This window comes from Paraburkholderia sp. SEWSISQ10-3 4, assembly GCF_030464785.1.
Taxonomy (GTDB): domain Bacteria; phylum Pseudomonadota; class Gammaproteobacteria; order Burkholderiales; family Burkholderiaceae; genus Paraburkholderia; species Paraburkholderia aspalathi.
This window is the reverse complement of the sequence record NZ_JALPRI010000026.1, coordinates 1-17,984: the sequence shown is the minus strand read 5'-3', so window position 1 is coordinate 17,984 and position 17,984 is coordinate 1. Positions and strand designations below refer to the sequence as shown.

At 63.4% G+C, this 17,984-nt stretch carries 15 protein-coding genes; 11 read left to right on the top strand and 4 right to left on the bottom strand.

Translation table 11 applies throughout. From position 1 onward, the window contains the following. The first annotated feature begins 142 nt into the window (after nt 1-142). The 7 genes from M0D68_RS31695 to M0D68_RS31665 all read left to right on the top strand — a co-directional run bounded on the left by M0D68_RS31695 (nt 143) and on the right by M0D68_RS31665 (nt 8,882). A complete protein-coding gene (locus M0D68_RS31695) occupies nt 143-2,392 on the top strand; it encodes a TonB-dependent siderophore receptor (protein ID WP_266226346.1) in 2,250 nt (749 codons plus the stop codon). Between the two features lie 7 nt (nt 2,393-2,399). Next, complete coding sequence (locus tag M0D68_RS31690) at nt 2,400-3,161, top strand: tetratricopeptide repeat protein (RefSeq protein ID WP_200651579.1); 762 nt, start codon at nt 2,400-2,402, stop codon at nt 3,159-3,161. Beyond that, entirely contained in the window at nt 3,158-3,841 is a 684-nt protein-coding gene (locus tag M0D68_RS31685) for a Fe2+-dependent dioxygenase (protein ID WP_266226345.1), read from the top strand. The genes M0D68_RS31690 and M0D68_RS31685 overlap by 4 nt, the downstream gene beginning before the upstream one ends. A 356-nt stretch (nt 3,842-4,197) precedes the next feature. Further along, nucleotides 4,198-4,983, top strand: coding sequence for a 2Fe-2S iron-sulfur cluster-binding protein (locus M0D68_RS31680; RefSeq protein ID WP_266226344.1), 786 nt, complete (start codon nt 4,198-4,200; stop codon nt 4,981-4,983). Nucleotides 4,984-4,996: 13 nt separating this feature from the next. Further along, complete coding sequence (locus tag M0D68_RS31675) at nt 4,997-5,998, top strand: xanthine dehydrogenase family protein subunit M (RefSeq protein WP_266226343.1); 1,002 nt, start codon at nt 4,997-4,999, stop codon at nt 5,996-5,998. Further along, nucleotides 5,995-8,217, top strand: a complete 2,223-nt coding sequence (locus tag M0D68_RS31670; protein ID WP_266226342.1) for a xanthine dehydrogenase family protein molybdopterin-binding subunit — start codon at nt 5,995-5,997, stop codon at nt 8,215-8,217. The genes M0D68_RS31675 and M0D68_RS31670 overlap by 4 nt, the downstream gene beginning before the upstream one ends. Before the next feature lie 77 nt (nt 8,218-8,294). Then, on the top strand, nt 8,295-8,882 hold the full coding sequence (locus M0D68_RS31665; protein WP_093632972.1) for an NTP transferase domain-containing protein: 588 nt from the start codon (nt 8,295-8,297) through the stop codon (nt 8,880-8,882). On the opposite strand, the gene M0D68_RS31660 is transcribed toward M0D68_RS31665, so the two are convergent. Next, nucleotides 8,879-9,796 (bottom strand): LysR family transcriptional regulator, encoded by a 918-nt coding sequence (locus tag M0D68_RS31660; protein ID WP_093632973.1) that lies wholly within the window; start codon nt 9,794-9,796, stop codon nt 8,879-8,881. The two genes, M0D68_RS31665 and M0D68_RS31660, sit on opposite strands and share 4 nt — an antisense overlap. Nucleotides 9,797-9,969: 173 nt before the next feature. Here M0D68_RS31660 and M0D68_RS31655 point away from each other — a divergent pair, with 173 nt between their 5' ends. From M0D68_RS31655 to M0D68_RS31640, 4 genes are all read left to right on the top strand, one after another. Next, complete coding sequence (locus tag M0D68_RS31655; RefSeq protein ID WP_266226405.1) at nt 9,970-10,674, top strand: SDR family NAD(P)-dependent oxidoreductase; 705 nt, start codon at nt 9,970-9,972, stop codon at nt 10,672-10,674. A gap of 174 nt (nt 10,675-10,848) precedes the next feature. Continuing rightward, complete coding sequence (locus M0D68_RS31650) at nt 10,849-12,378, top strand: UdgX family uracil-DNA binding protein (protein ID WP_266226341.1); 1,530 nt, start codon at nt 10,849-10,851, stop codon at nt 12,376-12,378. Between the two features lie 184 nt (nt 12,379-12,562). Next, nucleotides 12,563-13,267, top strand: a complete 705-nt coding sequence (locus tag M0D68_RS31645) for a PIG-L family deacetylase (protein ID WP_093632976.1) — start codon at nt 12,563-12,565, stop codon at nt 13,265-13,267. Nucleotides 13,268-13,321: 54 nt separating this feature from the next. Then, complete coding sequence (locus tag M0D68_RS31640; RefSeq protein WP_143131640.1) at nt 13,322-13,540, top strand: hypothetical protein; 219 nt, start codon at nt 13,322-13,324, stop codon at nt 13,538-13,540. 55 nt (nt 13,541-13,595) lie between these two features. Here the strand turns inward: M0D68_RS31640 and M0D68_RS31635 are convergent, their stop codons facing one another. The 3 genes from M0D68_RS31635 to aepX are packed head-to-tail and all read right to left on the bottom strand — an operon-like array spanning nt 13,596 to nt 17,560. After that, complete coding sequence (locus tag M0D68_RS31635; protein WP_266212469.1) at nt 13,596-14,663, bottom strand: 2-aminoethylphosphonate aminotransferase; 1,068 nt, start codon at nt 14,661-14,663, stop codon at nt 13,596-13,598. 12 nt (nt 14,664-14,675) lie between these two features. Next, complete coding sequence (aepY, locus tag M0D68_RS31630) at nt 14,676-15,842, bottom strand: phosphonopyruvate decarboxylase (RefSeq protein ID WP_266226340.1); 1,167 nt, start codon at nt 15,840-15,842, stop codon at nt 14,676-14,678. Beyond that, entirely contained in the window at nt 15,839-17,560 is a 1,722-nt protein-coding gene (aepX, locus tag M0D68_RS31625; protein ID WP_266226339.1) for a phosphoenolpyruvate mutase, read from the bottom strand. The genes aepY and aepX overlap by 4 nt, the downstream gene beginning before the upstream one ends. Nucleotides 17,561-17,984 lie beyond the last annotated feature (424 nt).

Genomic DNA, 17,984 nt, shown 5'->3' with positions numbered 1-17,984 from the left:
GAAGATTTTCTGATGAGAACGCTTCTCAATTACAACCAGATTGCATAGAATGCAGGCCGCAAACAATTTGTAATAAACATGGAATGTTCGGGTAAGGAATGCGTTGTTCACCCGGGCACCAGCACTCATGACGGGGATAAAAATGAAGTTGCGGTCCGACGAACCGAAGCTCGGCAAAATCAGCACGACGCTGTGCAGCATGTTGGCGGCAGGTCCCGCGCTCGCGCAGGGCACGGCCGGCACGGCGCCGCCTGACAAGGAAAGCCAGCTCGCACCGATCGCCGTACAAGGCCAGGCGGACGACGGCTTCAAGACCGACCACTCGGCGTCGGTCAAATTCACCGCGCCGCTGGTCGACACGCCGAAGTCGGTGACCGTGATTCCGCAGGAGTTGATCAAAAGCACGGGCGCCTCGACGCTGACCGAAGCACTGCGCACGGTGCCGGGCATCACGTTCGGCGCCGGCGAAGGCGGCAACCCGCTCGGCGACCGACCGTTCATTCGCGGCTACGACGCCCAGGGCAGCACCTTCGTCGACGGCATGCGCGACATCGGCGCGACCACGCGCGAAGTGTTCAACATCGAAAGCGTGGAAGTGACCAAGGGTTCGGACGGCGCCTACGGTGGCCGCGGCGGCGCGGGCGGCAGCATCAACCTGATCAGCAAGACTCCGCATCTGGGCAATTCCGCCGACGGCAGCGCGGGCCTCGGCACCGACCGCTACCGCCGCTTCACCGCCGACGGCAACTGGCAAATGGCCGATCACGCGGCCTTCCGCCTGAACGTGATGAGCCACAACAACGACGTGGCCGGCCGCGACGCGGTCAACAACGAGCGCTGGGGCATCGCGCCGTCGTTCACCTATGGTCTCGGCACACCGACCCGCGTCACGGCGAGCTACTACCACCTCTCCACCGACGACCTGCCCGACAGTGGCATTCCGTACTTCTACACGACCACCAACAAGCCGGCCAACGTCGACACGATCTATCCGGCGAACGTGGACCGGCATAACTTTTACGGCCTGATCGACCGCGATTTCCGCAAGACGACGTCGGACGTCGGCACCGTGCGCATCGAGCACGACATCAACAGCAATCTGACGATCCGCAACACCACGCGTTATACGAAGTCGACTCAGGACTACATCTGGACGCAGCCGGACGACAGTCAGGGCAACGTCGTGAACGGCATGGTGTGGCGCCGCGCGAATACGCGTGCCAGCGACGTCTACAGCCTTGCGAACCAGACCGAACTGTTCGGCGAGTTCAGGACCGGCTTCCTGAAACACAGCTTCACCACCGGCCTCGAACTGTCGCGCGAAACCAGCGTGAATGATTCGTACACCGTTGCAACGGCCACCGGTGCGATCTGCAAGACCAAGGGCATCGGCGCGGCGTCGGGCTATAACTGCACGAGCCTGTGGTCGCCGGATCCGAACGACCCGTGGGCCGGCTCGGTCAAGCAAACGAACGATCCGAGCGAGCAGCGCACCACCACCAAATCGCTGTATGCGTTCGATACGATCGAACTCACCAAACGCTGGCAGGCCAACGTCGGCTTGCGCGTCGACGATTACTCGACCGATTTCCGCAACACGGTGGCCAACGGCGGCAAGCGCACCTCGCGCGACGACACGCTGTTCAACTACCAGTTCGGCCTCGTCTTCAAACCGGCTTCGAACGGCAGCGTGTATGCGTCGATCGCGACCTCGTCGACGCCGGCCGGCGCCCTGCTCGGCCAGGGCAGCGAAACGCAATCGCTGACGCCGGGACGTGGCGGGGTCGGTGCGAACGCGGATCAGCTCGCGCCGGAAAAGAACCGTAGCGTCGAACTCGGCACCAAGTGGAATGTGCTGGATAACCATCTCTCGCTGACGGGCGCGCTGTTCCAGATCGACACGACCAACGCCCGCGTCACGCTGCCGAACAACGAATACGCGATGGTCGGCAACAAGCGCGTGCAAGGCTTCGAGTTCGGCGTGGCCGGTCAGTTGACGAACAAGTGGCAGGTGTTCGGCGGCTACACGTACATGAAGAGCCAGTTGCGCGACAACGGCAAGACCACCTCGGATAACGGCCACCAGTTCCCGAATACGCCGAAGAACAGCATCAGCCTGTGGACCAACTACGACGTGCTGCCGAAGTTCACGATCGGCGGTGGCGCGTTCTACATGTCGCAGGTGTACGGCGACACGGCGAACTTGCGTGCGGTGCCGTCGTACTGGCGCTTCGACGGCATGGCGACGTACCGGATCAACAAGAAGGTCGATCTGCAACTGAACGTGCAGAACATCTTCAACCGGACGTATTACGACCAGGCGTATCCGGCGCACTATGCGTCGATCGCAGCCGGCCGTTCCGCCTTCCTGACGCTCAACGCGCATTACTAAGCACGGCATGACGGAACAGGTAACGCTGAAGGCGCTGGCGAGCGTGTCACATGACGAGCTCGCCGCGATTCTCTCCGGGCCACCGGCCACCGCTGCCGCGTGGGTGGCGGCGGCCGCGCATAACGGCATCGTCGAAGCGCAGGCGGTGTATGGGCAATATCTGCTCGACGGTCATGGCGTGGACCGCAACGCCGAGGAAGCGTTGAGCTGGTTCAAGCACGCGGCCCGGCAGGATCATCCGATGGCGATGAACATGTTGGGCCGTTGCTATGAGCACGGTTGGGGAACCACCGCGTGCGCGCCGGTGGCGGTCTACTGGTACCGCCTCGCGGCGCAGGCCGGTCTCGACTGGGGCATGTACAACTACGCCTCCGCATTGGCGCTCGGCAATGGTGTGGCGTGCGATCGTGCACAGGCGCTGCAGTGGTTCAGGCGCGCTGCCGAAATGGGTCACACGAAGTCGATCAACTTTGTCGGCAGCTTTTACGAGGACGGCTGGGAAGTCGATGCCAACGCAAACATCGCGCTCGACTATTACCGGCGTGCAGCGGTGGGCGGCGATTTTCGCGGCCAGTTCAACTATGCGCGGCTACTGGCTGAGCGCGGCGAGATCGATGCCGCGCTGCAATGGTTGCGGCGTGTGCCGCATACCGCAACAGCGGCGTTCGTCGAGAAAATGCAAACGTGGCTGGCCGCTTCGCCGGTGGCCGCATTTCGTATGCTGGCTGAAAAGATCAATCAGGAGATCAACGAAGAGGTGCGCGCATGATGCTGCATCTGCAAGGCGTACTCAGCAAGCAACAGGTCGCGCAATACCGTGAAATCCTCGACGCGGCGCCATGGATCGACGGCAATGCGACTTCCGGCGAACAGTCGGCGCAGGCCAAGCGCAACCAGCAATTGCCCGAAGGCTCCCCCGCCGCGCGCGCGGTTGGCGATGCGATTCAGGACGCGCTCGGCCGCAATCCACGCTTCTTTTCCGCCGCGTTGCCGCTGAAAGTCTTTCCGCCGCTCTTTAACCGCTATGCAGGCGGCGATGGTTTCGGCACGCACGTGGACAATGCGATCCGCCAGTTGCGCGGCACTGACTTCCGCATCCGCAGCGATCTGTCGGCCACGCTGTTTCTGGCCGAGCCGGAGTCCTACGACGGCGGCGAACTCTGCGTCGAAGACACCTACGGCGTGCATCGCGCGAAGCTGCCGGCCGGCGACATGGTGCTCTACCCTGCTTCGAGCCTGCACCACGTAAGCCCGGTGACGCGTGGCATGCGGGTCGCGTCCTTCTTCTGGATTCAGAGCATGGTGCGCGACGACGGCGAACGCGCCATGCTGTTTCAACTCGACAACGACGTACAACGCCTCGCGGCCGAGAAAGGTTCGAACGATGCAACCGTGGTAAGCCTCACCGGCATCTATCACAATCTGCTGCGCCGCTGGGCCGACGCCTGATCTGGCGGACTCCTCGTCCCACACAAAACAGTCTTTCTTTTTGCACACAGAAAGAAGGCACGTCCGCGTATTTACTTTCCTGTTCGTTAAGCGCAACGTGCGTGGTTGACGCGCGTCGCTACGTTCCTGGTTGCGCTCTCCGGGATTCGATTCGCTTCGCCGTGCCCGGATAGCCGGGTCGCAGCGGACGCCATTGCGCCGCGTCGGCAACCAGTTGCATTCGCAACGGCACCGAAATTGCTGATAGCGATGAGTCACACCACGACGCTTCGGAAGCCGACGCGCGGGTATCCGCACGATGGCTATCCGCATGTCGCCAGCCTGCATTGACCTTTCAATGGAGCCAGCAGACCGTCATGTCCACGAAGAACGAACGTCCGGAATCGGACGACGCGCCCGCCGCCACGCCACCCCGGCCGTCGCGTCGCCGCTTTCTGCAGTCGGCAGCCGCAGCGGCCACGGTCGGCGCAGCGCCACATCTGCGAGCGCAAACACAAACCCCCACTCCGGCCGCGCCGCCTGCGGAAGTCCGCTCGCCGGTGCCGGGCCGTCCGGTCACGCTGACCATCAACGGCCGTGCTCACACGCTGCAACTCGAACCGCGCGTGACCTTGCTGGATGCGCTGCGCGAGTACGCGGGCCTGATGGGCACCAAGAAAGGCTGCGACCGCGGACAGTGCGGCGCATGCACGGTGATCGCCGACGGTCGTCGTATCAATTCCTGCCTGACGCTCGCCGTGATGCATGAAGGAGAAAACATTACGACGGTGGAAGGACTCGCCAGCAACGGCGTGCTGAGTCCGTTGCAGCGGGCCTTCATCGAACACGATGCGTTCCAGTGCGGCTACTGTACGCCCGGGCAGTTGTGTTCTGCGACTGCCCTGCTGAACGAATTCCGCAACGGCACGGCCAGCACCGCGACCGCTGATGTCCGCAGCCGGCCTCCACAACTTTCCGACGACGAGATTCGCGAACGCATGAGCGGCAATATCTGTCGCTGCGGAGCGTATGTGAATATCGTCGCGGCGGTGCGCGCCGTGCATGAAGGCGGTGGGCAGAACGCTGCAAGCGGCAACGGCATTGGTGGCATCGCCAGCAGTGTCATTGACAGCGACAGCAGCGATAACCGCCACAACGCCTGACGGAGCGACCAGCATGGATGCGATCTCTTACGAACGCGCCGGCGACGTCGCCGGCGCCGTGCGCGCGGCGCAGCAACCGGGTGCGGTGTTCATCGGCGGCGGCACCAATCTGCTCGACCTGATGAAGGGCGGCGTGGCGCGGCCGCTGCGGCTCATCGATATCACGCACATCGGCGGACTCGATACGGTCACCACGCTGCCCAATGGCGGCATCCGTATCGGCGCCCTGGTGCGCAACAGCGATGCCGCCAATCACGCGCTGGTGCGCGAACAATATCCGTTGCTGTCGCAAGCGTTTCTGGCAGGTGCTTCAGCGCAGTTGCGCAATATGGCGACCGTCGGCGGCAATCTGATGCAGCGCACGCGCTGCGGCTACTTTTACGACACCGCCTTCACGCAGTGCAATAAGCGCATACCAGGCAGCGGTTGCGCGGCGCTCGAAGGCCACAATCGCACGCAGGCGATTCTCGGCGCGAGTCCGCAATGCATCGCCGTGAATCCGTCGGATATGAGCGTGGCTCTCGCCGCGCTCGACGCCGCCGTGCGTGTAAGCGGCCCATCAGGCGAGCGGACGATTCCGTTTGCTGACTTTCATCGCCTTCCCGGCGACCGGCCCGATATCGATACGACTTTGCAGGCGGGTGAGTTGATCACCGCTGTCGATTTGCCGCCACCTTTGTTCATCGCGAACGCCCACTATCTGAAGGTGCGTGACCGGGCCAGTTACGCATTTGCGCTGGTCTCGGTAGCCGCCGCGTTGCAGATGGACGGCGACCACGTGAAAACCGCACGCATCGCGTTGGGCGGCGTCGCGCACAAACCGTGGCGTGCAAGTGCGGCCGAGCAGATGCTCAACGGCCAGCCGCTCACGCAGGCGAGGTTGCATGACGCCGCAGCCGCCGCGCTACGCGATGCGAGGCCCCAGCACGAGAATGCGTTCAAGGTGCAGCTCGCGCAACGCGCGATCGTGCGCGCAGTAAATCTGGCCGCGGGCCGCAGCGGAGGTGTCGCATGAATCTGATCGGTCAACCGCTCGACCGCATCGACGGTCTGCTGAAAGTCACCGGCGAGGCGCGCTACGCCGCCGAGTTCCCCGAGGCGCGGCTTGCGCATGCGGTGCTGGTCACCAGCACGATTGCAAGCGGCACGATTGCGTCGATCGACACGAGCCGCGCGCAGGCATTGCCAGGCGTGCTGCTGGTGATGACGTATCAGAACGCGCCGCGCCTGCCGAATGGCGGCAAGCCCGCGTTGACGCCGCCGGCAGGCAGGCGGCTGTCACTGCTGCAGGACAACCAGGTTCACTACAACAACGAGCCGGTCGCGGTGGTGGTTGCCGATACGCTCGAACATGCCACCGATGCCGCGCGCCAGTTGCGCATCACGTATCAGAGCAGCGCCGCGGTACTCGATTTCACGCAAGCGAAGCCGAACGGACATGCGCCCGACAAACCACAAGGCCGCACAACCGACACGCAACGCGGCGACTTCGAGGACGGGTTGCGCAGCGGCCCCGTCCACGTCGATGCCGTCTACACCACGCCGATCGAGCATCACAACCCGATGGAGCCGCACGCCACGATGGCGCACTGGGATGGCCCGCAACTCACGCTCTACGACTCGACGCAAGGCGTGAGCAATGCGGCGCAGGCGGTTGCCAGGACGTTCGGCATGTCGCCCGGCGACGTGCGTGTGATTTCGCCTTTTATCGGCGGCGGCTTCGGTTGCAAGGGTTCGTCGTGGTCGCACGTGTCGTTGTGCGCGATGGCGGCGAAACAGACCGGGCGCCCGGTGCGTCTCGTGCTCGAGCGGCCGCAGATGTTCGGCTCCGTCGGCGCGCGGCCGCGTACCGAGCAGCATTTCACGCTTGCCGCGCGGCACGACGGCACGCTGACGGCGATGCGCCACGACAGTACGTCGAACACGTCAATGTTCGAAGACTGGACCGAGACCTGCTGCATGGTCACGCGCATGTTGTACGCTGTGCCCAATCAGATCACGACGCACCGGATCGTGCCGATGAATCTCGGCACGCCGACCTTCATGCGCGCGCCCGGCGAGACGACCGGCTCGTTCGCGCTCGAATCGGCAATGGACGAACTCGCTGTCGCGTTGAAGATGGACCCGCTCGCGCTGCGTCTAAAGAATTACGCCGATGCCGATCCGCAGGAAAACAAGCCGTGGTCGAGCAAATCCTTGCGCGAGTGCTATCAGATCGGCGCGGAGAAATTCGGCTGGTCGCGGCGCACTGCCGCGCCACGCTCGATGCGCAACGGCAATACGCTGATCGGCATGGGCATGGCCACCGCCACCTATCCGGCCAACCGCAGCGAAGCTGCGGCCATCGCTCGGATTCTGCCGGACGGCAGCGCCATGGTTGCCTCCGGCACCCAGGACCTCGGCACCGGCACCTACACGGTGATGACCCAGGTGGCCGCCGACGCCCTCGGCTTCGCGCCGGAAAACATCCACTTCGCACTCGGCGATTCGTCGCTGCCGAAAGCGCCGGGGTCGGGCGGCTCGCAATCGGCGGCGAGCGTTTCGCCCGCTGTGCGCGAGGCCGCAAGCCAGGCGCGCAACCAGCTGATCGCCTTGGCGCTCGCCGACGAAGCCTCGCCGGTGCACGGCATCGCGCTCGACGACATCACGGTGGAAAACGGCTGGGTCATGAGCCGTTCGCAACCGGCGAAGCGCGATCCGGCGGCGGCGATCATCGCGCGCTCAGGCGGCAAACCGATCGAGGCCACCGCGACGGTCAAACCCGGCGATGAACGGCAGAAGTACTCGCTTCACTCGTTTGGCGCCGTGTTTGCCGAAGTCCATGTCGATGCCGACCTCGGCACGATTCGCGTGGCGCGTGTGGTCGGCGTGTATGACGTGGGCCGCGTGCTGAACCAGAAAACCGCGCGCAGCCAGATGCTGGGCGGCATCGTGTGGGGCGTGGGAGCGGCGCTCCAGGAAGATACCTCGCTCGATACGCGCTATGGCCGGTTCACCAATGCGAATCTCGCCGAGTACCACGTGCCGGTGAATGCCGACATCGGTTCGCTCGACATCGCGTTCATCGATCGGCCTGACCCGTACGTCAACTCGCTCGGCGTGCGCGGCATCGGCGAGATCGGCATCACCGGCGTGCCGGCGGCCATCGCGAACGCGGTGTATCACGCGACCGGTGTGCGCGTGCGCGATCTGCCGGTGACGCTCGACAAGGTGATGGGGACGATGCGCGCATAACGGCTGATGCATTGGCGCTTGCCTGCCGATGCGTTGCATCGCACAATCGGGCACGTCCCCTCTATCGGTGCCCGTCCATGGCCTACGCCTCGCTCGCTACTGGCGTGTTGCTCGCCGCCGGCTTCGGCTCCCGCTTCGACCCGGACGGCCTGCACAACAAGCTCCTCGCCCAGATGCCCGACGGCACGCCCGTCGCGCACGAAGCGGCGCACCGGCTGCTTAGGGTCGTCTCGCATGTGCTGGCCGTGGTGCGGCCGGGTTCGGACGCTCTCGCGCGCCTCCTGAACGACGCCGGCTGCGACGTGGTGTTCGCCGAGAGCGCCAATCGTGGCATGGGTGCGAGTCTCGCCGCCGGCATCGAGGCCTGCGAAGACGCCGAGGGCTGGATCGTCGCGCTTGCCGATATGCCGCGCATTGCCACCCCGACGATCGAAGAAGTGGCGCGTGCGCTCGACGGTGGCGCTTCGATCGTCGCGCCGTTTTATCAGGGCCAGCGCGGCCATCCGGTCGGCTTCGGCATCGAGCATCGGGACGCATTGATCGCGCTCGACGGCGACACCGGCGCACGCGCGCTGTTGACTTCGCAGCGGGTCATGCGGCTGGACGTCGACGATCCCGGGATTCTGCGCGACGTGGATACGCCGGAAGATCTGCGCAACGTTTAACCCGATGACACCTGCTGACGGCACATTCTAAGAATCAGTTGCCGAAGCCAACGATGCACCGGGTCATTCTCCAAACGCGGATGCCACATCTGGGAAACCGTAAAACCCTCAGTCGCCACAGGAAGCTCGAACGCGCAGACGCTGGCAGCTGCGCCGGGCTGAGTGTTCACAAAAGAGGCCGGCAGAAGCGCGACCAGATCGGACGCTCGTGCCACCGCTAACGCGGCCGGAAAGCTCGGCACAACCGCTATGGTCGTTCGCTCCAAACCCGCCAGGGCAATCGCAGCGTCAAGCGTATCGATTGTCTGGCGACCGTACGGCGCGACGACGTGACCATACGCTGCGTATTGCTCGATCGACACGTCCTGTTTCAGGTCCAGCGGATGCCCCTTTCTGACAACACCGAGGTAGCGGTCTCGAAACAGGGCCTGCACGCGAATTTCAGGCCCCATATCCTCCTGAACACCAATCTCGAGATCGGCGGAGCCATTGCGCAGATATTCCGCGTTCTTCTCCGGCTTGGACGAAAAGTGCAAACGCACAAACGGCGCCAGTGCAGTCACTTCTGCAATCAATGGCGCGCCGAAGGCTTCCACGAAAGCTTCGTTGACGCGAATCGTCAGGGTTCTGCGCAAGGTTGAAAAATCCAGCGCTGCGGGGGACGGACGCAATAAGGAACGCGCCTCCTGAACGATATTTTGTGTTCGCTCGCGAATCTCCTCGGCATACGGCGTCAGCACCATCTGGCGTCCGGCCCGGACCAGTAATGGATCGCCCGTCGCGGCACGAAGACGAGTCAGCGTGCGACTCATTGCCGACGCACTCAAATGCAACGACCGGGCCGCGCGCGTCACGTTTTTCTCGGCGAGCAAAGCATCGAGCGCGAAAAGGAGATTCAGGTCCGGTTCAGGCATTTTTTATCGTAGTCAGCGGAGGTGAGATAAGGCGTCTGATGCAGATATTAGTTGCATTCAGCGCGGCTTCCGCCATTCCCTGTGCATCGCTATATTGGTTTGAACGATTTACCTACGAGGATCGCTCTCGTTACGTGCAGGTTCGGGAGCGGCTTCGTTTACCGGGAGTGCCAATGCAAAACACACATTCACAGAAAACCGTCCTCCTGATCGGCGCCTCGCGCGGCCTTGGCTTTGCGATGGTCGAGGAGTATTTGAAGCGCGGCTATCAGGTCATCGCCACCGGGCGAACGGGTTCGACCGACAAGCTTCGGCATGTCGCGCAAGCCGCCGCTGGCGCGCTTGAAGTAGAAATTGTCGATATCACGATTCCCGAACAGATCGCAGCGTTGCGCGCCCGTCTTGCAGATCGGTGTTTCGATGTGCTCTTTGTGAACGCAGGCGTCGTCAACGAAAATGGTGAAACGATCGCGGACGTCTCGACCGAGGAATTTGTGCGGGTGATGGTAACGAACTCGCTGAGTCCGATGAGAGTCATTGACGCGTTTCAGGATCTTGTCCCGCCGACTGGAACGATCGGTGTCATGTCGTCTGGGCAAGGCAGTCTCACGAATGCCACCAACGCGAATTACGAAGTCTACCGGGGAAGCAAGGCCGCACTGAATATGTTCATGCGGACCTTCGCGGCGCGCAGCGCCGAGTCTCCGCGCTGCCTCCTGCTGATGGCGCCTGGATGGGTCCAGACAGACATGGGTGGTCCTACGGCGCGCTTGACCATCGGGGAAAGCATTCCGAACCTGGTCAATACGATCGAGGCTTATGAAGGGCGCGCCGGTTTGCATTACCTTGATTACCTCGGAAGGGTCGTTCCCTGGTGATGGGTCTGCGGACGTGTCTCTGCTCCAGTTGCAATTGACGTGCGCCCGTTGTTGCGCAGGCTTGATCCGGCAGACTTGATCCAGGCCGGCGTTTTAGCGCATACTGTATATCCATACAGTATTTTGGCCGCATAGGTACACGCATCTCGATGCGCGTATCCACGGCGCGTCAGCATGAAACGCATTTCGATCGAACCGTCTTTCGCCATATGGCGGCGCGCCGCGCGGGTGCTGCTGCGGCAAGGTGTCGAGCCTTCGCAGATCGAATGGCTTGAGTCTAAAGGTGAAGCTAGGGCGCCGGGTCTGCCGGCGACTGAACCCGCACTCGCCACGGCGGGCACCGCCGAGACAGGAGCTGCCCCTGCCCCCGCCCTCGCCACGCCCGTGATTCCCCGCGAACTGCTCTCCTGGCTGAAAACGGCGGCGTGCTTCCGCGCACCGGACCGCTGGGCGCTGCTGTACCGCGTCCTATGGCGCTGGACGCGCGGCGAGCGCAACGTCCTCGATCTCGACGACCCCGATGGCGCGCTGCTGGATCGACGCATCCGGACTATCGAACGCGAAACCGAAGATCTGCTGACACTCACCTTGTTCAGACGGCGCGATCCGTCGATGGAGCCGCCCGAATTCGTCGGCTGGTACGAGCCGCATCATGACTTGCTGGAGCGCGCCGCCGAGCGGTTCGCCAAGCGCACGGGCAATTCCACGTGGATGTTCGCCACGCCGCACGGCGCGGTGTTCTGGAACGGCATGCTGCTGCGCACCGACCGGCCGCTCATGGCGGAGTGCGAGCCAGCCGCGTCGCTATTAGAGCCCAACGCCATGACCGGCGAAGCCATCACCAGCACCCCCACTGAAGCGCTCTGGCTCGCGTACTACTGCAATGCCTTCAATGCCCAGCCGTCGCCGGTGCCGCTGCGCTACTGGAGAAGGCCGCCCGCGGGTCCACCTTTGCCTGCACACCTCGCGCGCGAACGCAGCCGTCTCGGCGCGCAAAGCGCGGCCGTCACCGTTCCGCCCATGCCGCCAATCGAGTATTCGGCCGTGACGCCCCCTTTGCGGGAGCCCACTGGTCCGCTCGCCACCTGCCGGCGCTGCGCGTTATGGCGCAACGCGAAACAGGCGGTTGCAGGCGCCGGGCCCGCGCCTGCCGCAATCATGGTGATCGGCGAGCAGCCGGGCGAGTACGAGAACCAGCACGGCGAGCCCTTCACCGGGCCGGCCGGTCAACTGCTGGACACCGTGCTGGCGCGCGCCGGACTGGAGCGCGAGGCGCTGTACCTGACGTATGCCGTCAAGCATTACAAATGGGAAACGCTCGACGAGCAGCGCGTTCATCGCACGCCCGTGTGGCGCGAAGTCGAGGCTTGCCAGTACTGGCTGGAAAAAGAACTAGCGCAGGTCGCACCACGCGTGGTCGTCACACTGGGCGCGACGGCGTTGCAAACGCTGACCGGCCCGCACGTCAATCTGTCCGAATACCTCGGGCAAACCATCGCTCACAACGGCCGCCTGATCGTGCCGACCTGGCATCCGTCGTATGCACTAGGAATGACCGACGCCACGTTACGCGACGACGTCGTGGCGACCATTGCGGCGGCGTTCAGCCGCGCGGCGGCGCTGGCGGCGTTGGCGGCGTTGGCGGGAGACAACCCGCCCGCTAAAGGTGAGCATGTTCGGGATAGGCCCGTTGCACAACTGTGAGCCTCTGCGGGACCCACAGCAGAACCGGCCCACTCAGGCATGCCGCTTGCGACGACCACTCCGGTTACACAAGTCGCGACAATTCCGCCTAAGCTGATGTGACGCCGCCAATCCAGCAAGTTTGTCGCGCGCAATATCGAAGCTTCGAATGCGGCCCCGCGCGTTTCGAAACTACCCATGTCCCATGAGCGAAACCAGCCCACGCCTTTTCATCGTCTCACCCCATTTCGACGACGCCGTCTTCAGTTGCGGCGCACTACTCGCCGCCCATCCTGACGCCGCGGTCTGCACGGTGTTTGCCGCGCCGCCCGAGCACGAAATGCATACCGAATGGGATCAAAAATCGGGTTTCGCGAGCGCCCATCAGGCCACCCACGCCCGCACGCTCGAAGACAACCTCGCTCTCGAAGTGCTCGACGCGATTCCGCTACGCATGCCGTTTCGCGGCAGCCAATACATGGACTCGCCGTCGATCAGCAAACTGGCGGCCGTGCTTGAAGAGACCATCTACCGCACGACCGCGAACACGCTGCTCATGCCGCTCGGCCTGCATCATGACGATCATGTGCTGGTCTTCGAAGCCTGCTGCGAAATCCTGCCGCGCCTGTCGCATCTCACGTGGTTCGCCTACGAGGACGCGATCCATCGTCGCACGCCCGGCGTCGTTCAGGCGCGGCTCGCCGACCTCGCGCAACGCGGCGTCGTCGCGACGCCGGCCTATCCGAGCGTCGGCCACACCATTGATCTCCCGCGCCGCACGCAGCTCAAACGCGAAGCGGTGAACGCTTACGCAAGCCAGCTGCGCGCCTTCGGCGCGGGCAATTACGACGACGTTTTCGACACCGAACGCTACTGGCAATTGAGCGTGGGTCGCCGCAGGAAAAAGTAAGGGGTGCGCGGCGTGCTGGATCGCCTACGCTAGAAGGAAACGGCTGGCGTGTGGGTGAACTCGACCGACAGCGGCCGTACCACCCGCTTTCCGTTCGCCTCTCAACTCAAAGGTGATGCAATGAGCTACGACATGCATACCAGCCCGATTCCCGACCCGAACGCCGATCCGAACCGGGATCCGGAAGCCGATCCGCTCGTGCCGCCGTCGCCGGGTCATCACACCGAGGAGCCGCAACGGCCCGATGGACCGCCGGACAAGGACCCGGTGTGACGGCACCACGCGCGTGCTACCCGATCGTTGCAGCACGCGCGACTGATCGCGTGCTTTAGCGCGTCAGCTCGCTAAAACCTTGCAGCAGACGGTCGATGTCGGCGGCATGGATGTTGCCCATCGTCGAGATGCGGAACAGTTCGGCCGACAAGCCGCCTTGACCGGCATAGATGACAAAGCCGCGCGCCTTCAGCGCGTCGTGCAGTTGCGGATACGTGACGCCGCCCGGCAAGCGATACGCGCGCAGCACCACCGACGACTGCTCCGGCGGCAACACGCTGCCGATGCCCCGCTCCGCGAGACCCGCGCGAGCCTGCTCGGCGAGCGCCGCGTAACGCGCGTGGCGCGCCTGCCAGCCGCCTTCGTCGGCGAGTTCGCGCAGCGCTTCGACCAGCGCGTAATACGCATGGACCGACGGCGTGAACGGCGTATTGCGCTGATCCTGCAGACGCGCGAGGCGTCCGAGGTCCAGGTAATACGTGCGGCTCGCCGCCTGCGCGAGCGCCGCGCGCCGCACCAGCACGAAGGATGCGCCCGGCACGCCGTGCAGACACTTGTTCGCGGTCGCTGCGACGGCGTCGAGACTGGCGTCGGCGAAATCGATCGCTTCCGCGCCGAAACTGCTGACGCCATCCACCAGCAAACGCAGACCGCGTCCGCGGCACAGCGCACCGAGCGCTTGCAGATCGTTCAGACGGCCTGTGGTTGTTTCGTGATGAATCACGGCGACGTGCGTGAACGCTTTGTCCGCGTCGAGGCGTTCGGCGATCTTCGCGAGATCCGGCGCCTGCATCCAGTCGTGTTTCAGCGACTCGTGCGCGATGCCGTATTGCGTGGCGATCTGCGAAATACGCTCGCCGTACACGCCGTTTTCCACGACCAGCAGCTTGCCGTTTTGCGGCACCAGCGCGGCGGTCATGCTTTCAACAGCGGCCGTGCCGGAACCGGTCATCAGCACCGCTTGCCATTCGCCCGCGTCGAGGCCGTATAGATCGACCAGACGCGTGCGCGCCTCTTCCTGCAAGTCGAAAAACTCGCTTTCACGGTGGCACAGATCCGTTTGCAACAGGCTGTTGCGGACGCGTTCGGTGAGCGTCACCGGGCCGGGATTGAGCAGCAGCATCGAGCGCACTCCTTAAGCGGCGCCGATGTGGCGCATCAGGCGCGTCTTCACATCGGGCGGGGTGATAGTGGGACGCGGCAGGCCATCAGGCGTACCGCGGCGAATCGCCAGTCGCGCGAAGCGCGGACCTTGGGATGACGGCGCGGTTTCGAACAGTTCGTCGATCACGTTGACGTCGTCGCTTTCGACCGCCGACGCATAACCGCACGCCGCGGCCACACCCGCAAACGAGACTTGCGACGACACCGTCGCCTGGCCGCCGGTCGAGTCGTGCGCGCCGTTATCGAGCAGCACGTGCGTGAGATTCGACGGGCCGTACGCGCCGAGCGTCGCAAATGCGCCCATGCGCATCAGCGCGGCGCCGTCGCCGTCGAGCGCGACCACGTGCAGGTCGGGGCGGGCAAGCGCGAGACCCAGCGCGAACGGCGTTACGCAACCCATCGAGCCGACCATGTACAACTGGTTGGGACGGTCGTCGATGGCATAGAGTTCGCGGCCGCAGAAGCCGGTCGACGCGAGCACCACCGTCGATTCGAGCGGCGTGTGCGCGATGACTTTCTGCAGCGCGTCGTGACGTGAAGCCAGTTCATTCGCCGCGACGTTCCCGAATTGCGAACGCGGCGCGACCGGCAAGCGGCGAGCGCCGGCGGCGCCCTCTTTCAACTCGTACGGCGCCACGCTGCCCTTCTGCATCACGAGTGCGTACGGCCGGCCGGTTTCATCCATATGAGCAATCGCACGATCCAGCGCCGGGCCGATCGCGTCGGCTTCGGTCGGGAAGGTCTCCCACGGAATCTCCATCGTATCGAGCATCGCGGGCGTGACCGGGCCCATCAGCGCGTGCTGCGGTTCGTCCGCGACGCCGGGTTGCCCGCGCCACGTCACGATCAGCAACTGCGGCAGACGGAAGGTCCACGTGAGCGAGGTCAACGGACTCACGGCATTGCCGAGGCCGGAGTTCTGCATCATCGTGATGCCACGCCGGCCGTTCTGCGCGCCGAGCGTGACACCGGCGATCAACGCAACCGCATCGCCTTCATTGGCTGCCGAGACGTAATGCAGCGATTCGTCCTGCAACACGTAGTTGATGAACGGCGTCAGATACGAGCACGGTACACCTGCATACCAGTCGAAGCCGCGCTCACGCGCCGCCTCGACGAACTGTGCCGCCTCGATCATTGCGCGGCTCCGCTGGCTGCGTCGTTCCGGTTGTCGGCTGCTGCTGCGAACGGCGCTTGTGCATGCGCGAAATCGCCGGCACGACGGAAGTCGTCCAGATCGTTCACACCGCGCCAGTGGCCGTGCACGTATTGCACTTCGATCGATTCACCCGCTTCGATCAGCGCGTTCAGCAGCGCGGGCATATCGAGCGAATCGAAATCCGGGCGCGCCTGCAGTTTGCCGAGTACCGCTTGCAAACGCTCACGCCCCTCGCCGCGTACATTCAGCAGACCGACCCAGCGGCCATGCGGCGTTTGCGAAGCGATGGCCGAGCTTGCGTCCTGCCCGCTCGACACATGACGCAGCGTGACCTTGTTGCCGAACAGCCCGCGATCGTCGGCTGCCGAGCACCATGCGAAGTCCCGCACGCTGGCGTTTTCCGCATCGGTCAGCGACGAATCGACCACCACGCTGAACGCGGCTTCGCTCTCGACCAGGTCGCGCAGAATGTAGCTGCGGAACAGCAGGTCGCCGTAGGAGATGACCGTATCGCCCGCGAGCTTGTCGACGGCGCAGGCGAGCGACGCCAGTTCGCCGGTTTGCGCGTGACGTTCGTTGACGACCAGCTTGATGCCGGCCGTATCGATCGCATCGGCACGATACCCGCCGACCACGGTGATGTCGTTGACGCTCTGCTTCTTGAACGCATCGATGAGCCAGCGCAACAGCGGCTTGCCCGCGATCGGCAGCATGACTTTCGGACGATCTTCGGTGACGGCTTCGAGGCCCTTGCCGCGGCTGGCCGCGAGCACAATGGCGGAGCCCGCCGAGCGGCCGCTCGACAGATAGCGGTCTTCGGCTTCCGAGTATTCGTCGGCGTCTTGCAGACGGAAGATTTCGTTGACGGCGGCGATGCTGTCTTCGACATTGACGAGCGTTTCGCTCGAGTGGATTTCCTTGGCGACGGCCTGCATGGCCGAGGTTGCTGCGCGGATCAGATGATTTGCCCAGATAACCGTGCTGATGCCGGCTTCGCGGAACACTTCGGTGGGCGTGCTGTAGTACTTGGTCGGCACGATGACGAGCGGCCCGCGGCCGGCCCACTCACGCGCGAACTCGAGGATTTCATCGGGACGCGAGAGCTTGCTGTGAATCAGGATCGCGTCGGCACCGGCTTGCCGATAGGCTTCCGCGCGACGCAGCGCTTCGTCCATGCCCCAGCCGGCGATCAGTGCTTCGACGCGCGCGACGATCGAGAAATTTTCATCCGACTGCGAGTCTTTACCGGCTTTGATCTTGCCGCAGAACTCGTCCATATCGGCGAGCGGTTGCGCTTCGCCGTTGATGAAGCTATTCGTTTTCGGGAATTGCTTGTCTTCGATGCAGACGCCGGCGATGCCGCGTTGTTCGAGCTTGCGCACGAGGCGTCGCACGTTGTTGAAGTTACCGTAGCCGGTGTCGCCATCGAGGAGGATGGGCAGATCACTGGCGTCGACCATGAATTCGAGGTTGTCGACGACTTGCGTCCAGCTGGCTTCGTTGTTGTCGCGCACGCCGAATTGGGCGGAGATCGCGAGACCCGAACCCCAGATCGCCTTGAAGCCGGCTTCACGGACGATACGGGCGGAGAGACCGTTGTGGGCCTCCATCATGAATTCGAGTTCGTTGCTGACGAGCATCTGGCGCAGTCGTGCGCTGCGGGAAGCGGAGACGAAAGCAGGTTCGCGGGCGTTCATTTTCTTTACTCCTTGTGGCGGGCTTATTGATGCTCTTTTGTTGCCCGGCTGGTACTGGAAAATGGCGACTATAGCTGAAATCGTTTTTATCCGGTGTTGAAGTGGTATTGGGGTTTTTTGATGTTGCTGTTAAGTGGGGAAATGTGTTGTTTTTTGCATTTCATGCAGTGGTGATTAGGTTTGGATTTTTTTGGCGTTATGTGGGGAAATGTGATTGAGCCCCTGCGGAGCAGGGGTTTGGGGTTGCTGTTTCGTTTTTCTTATTTGATTTTGGTGTTTTTGTATTTTCTTTGTTTATTCTGGCTCTGTATTAATTTTGGTATTGGTGGCGCTTTTGTCAGTTTTATAAGGGCTTTGGCCTTTCCTTGATCTGGCTTTGGTGCCTTTCCTTGCATTGTTAGTGGTCTATTAGCGTTGCCCCTGT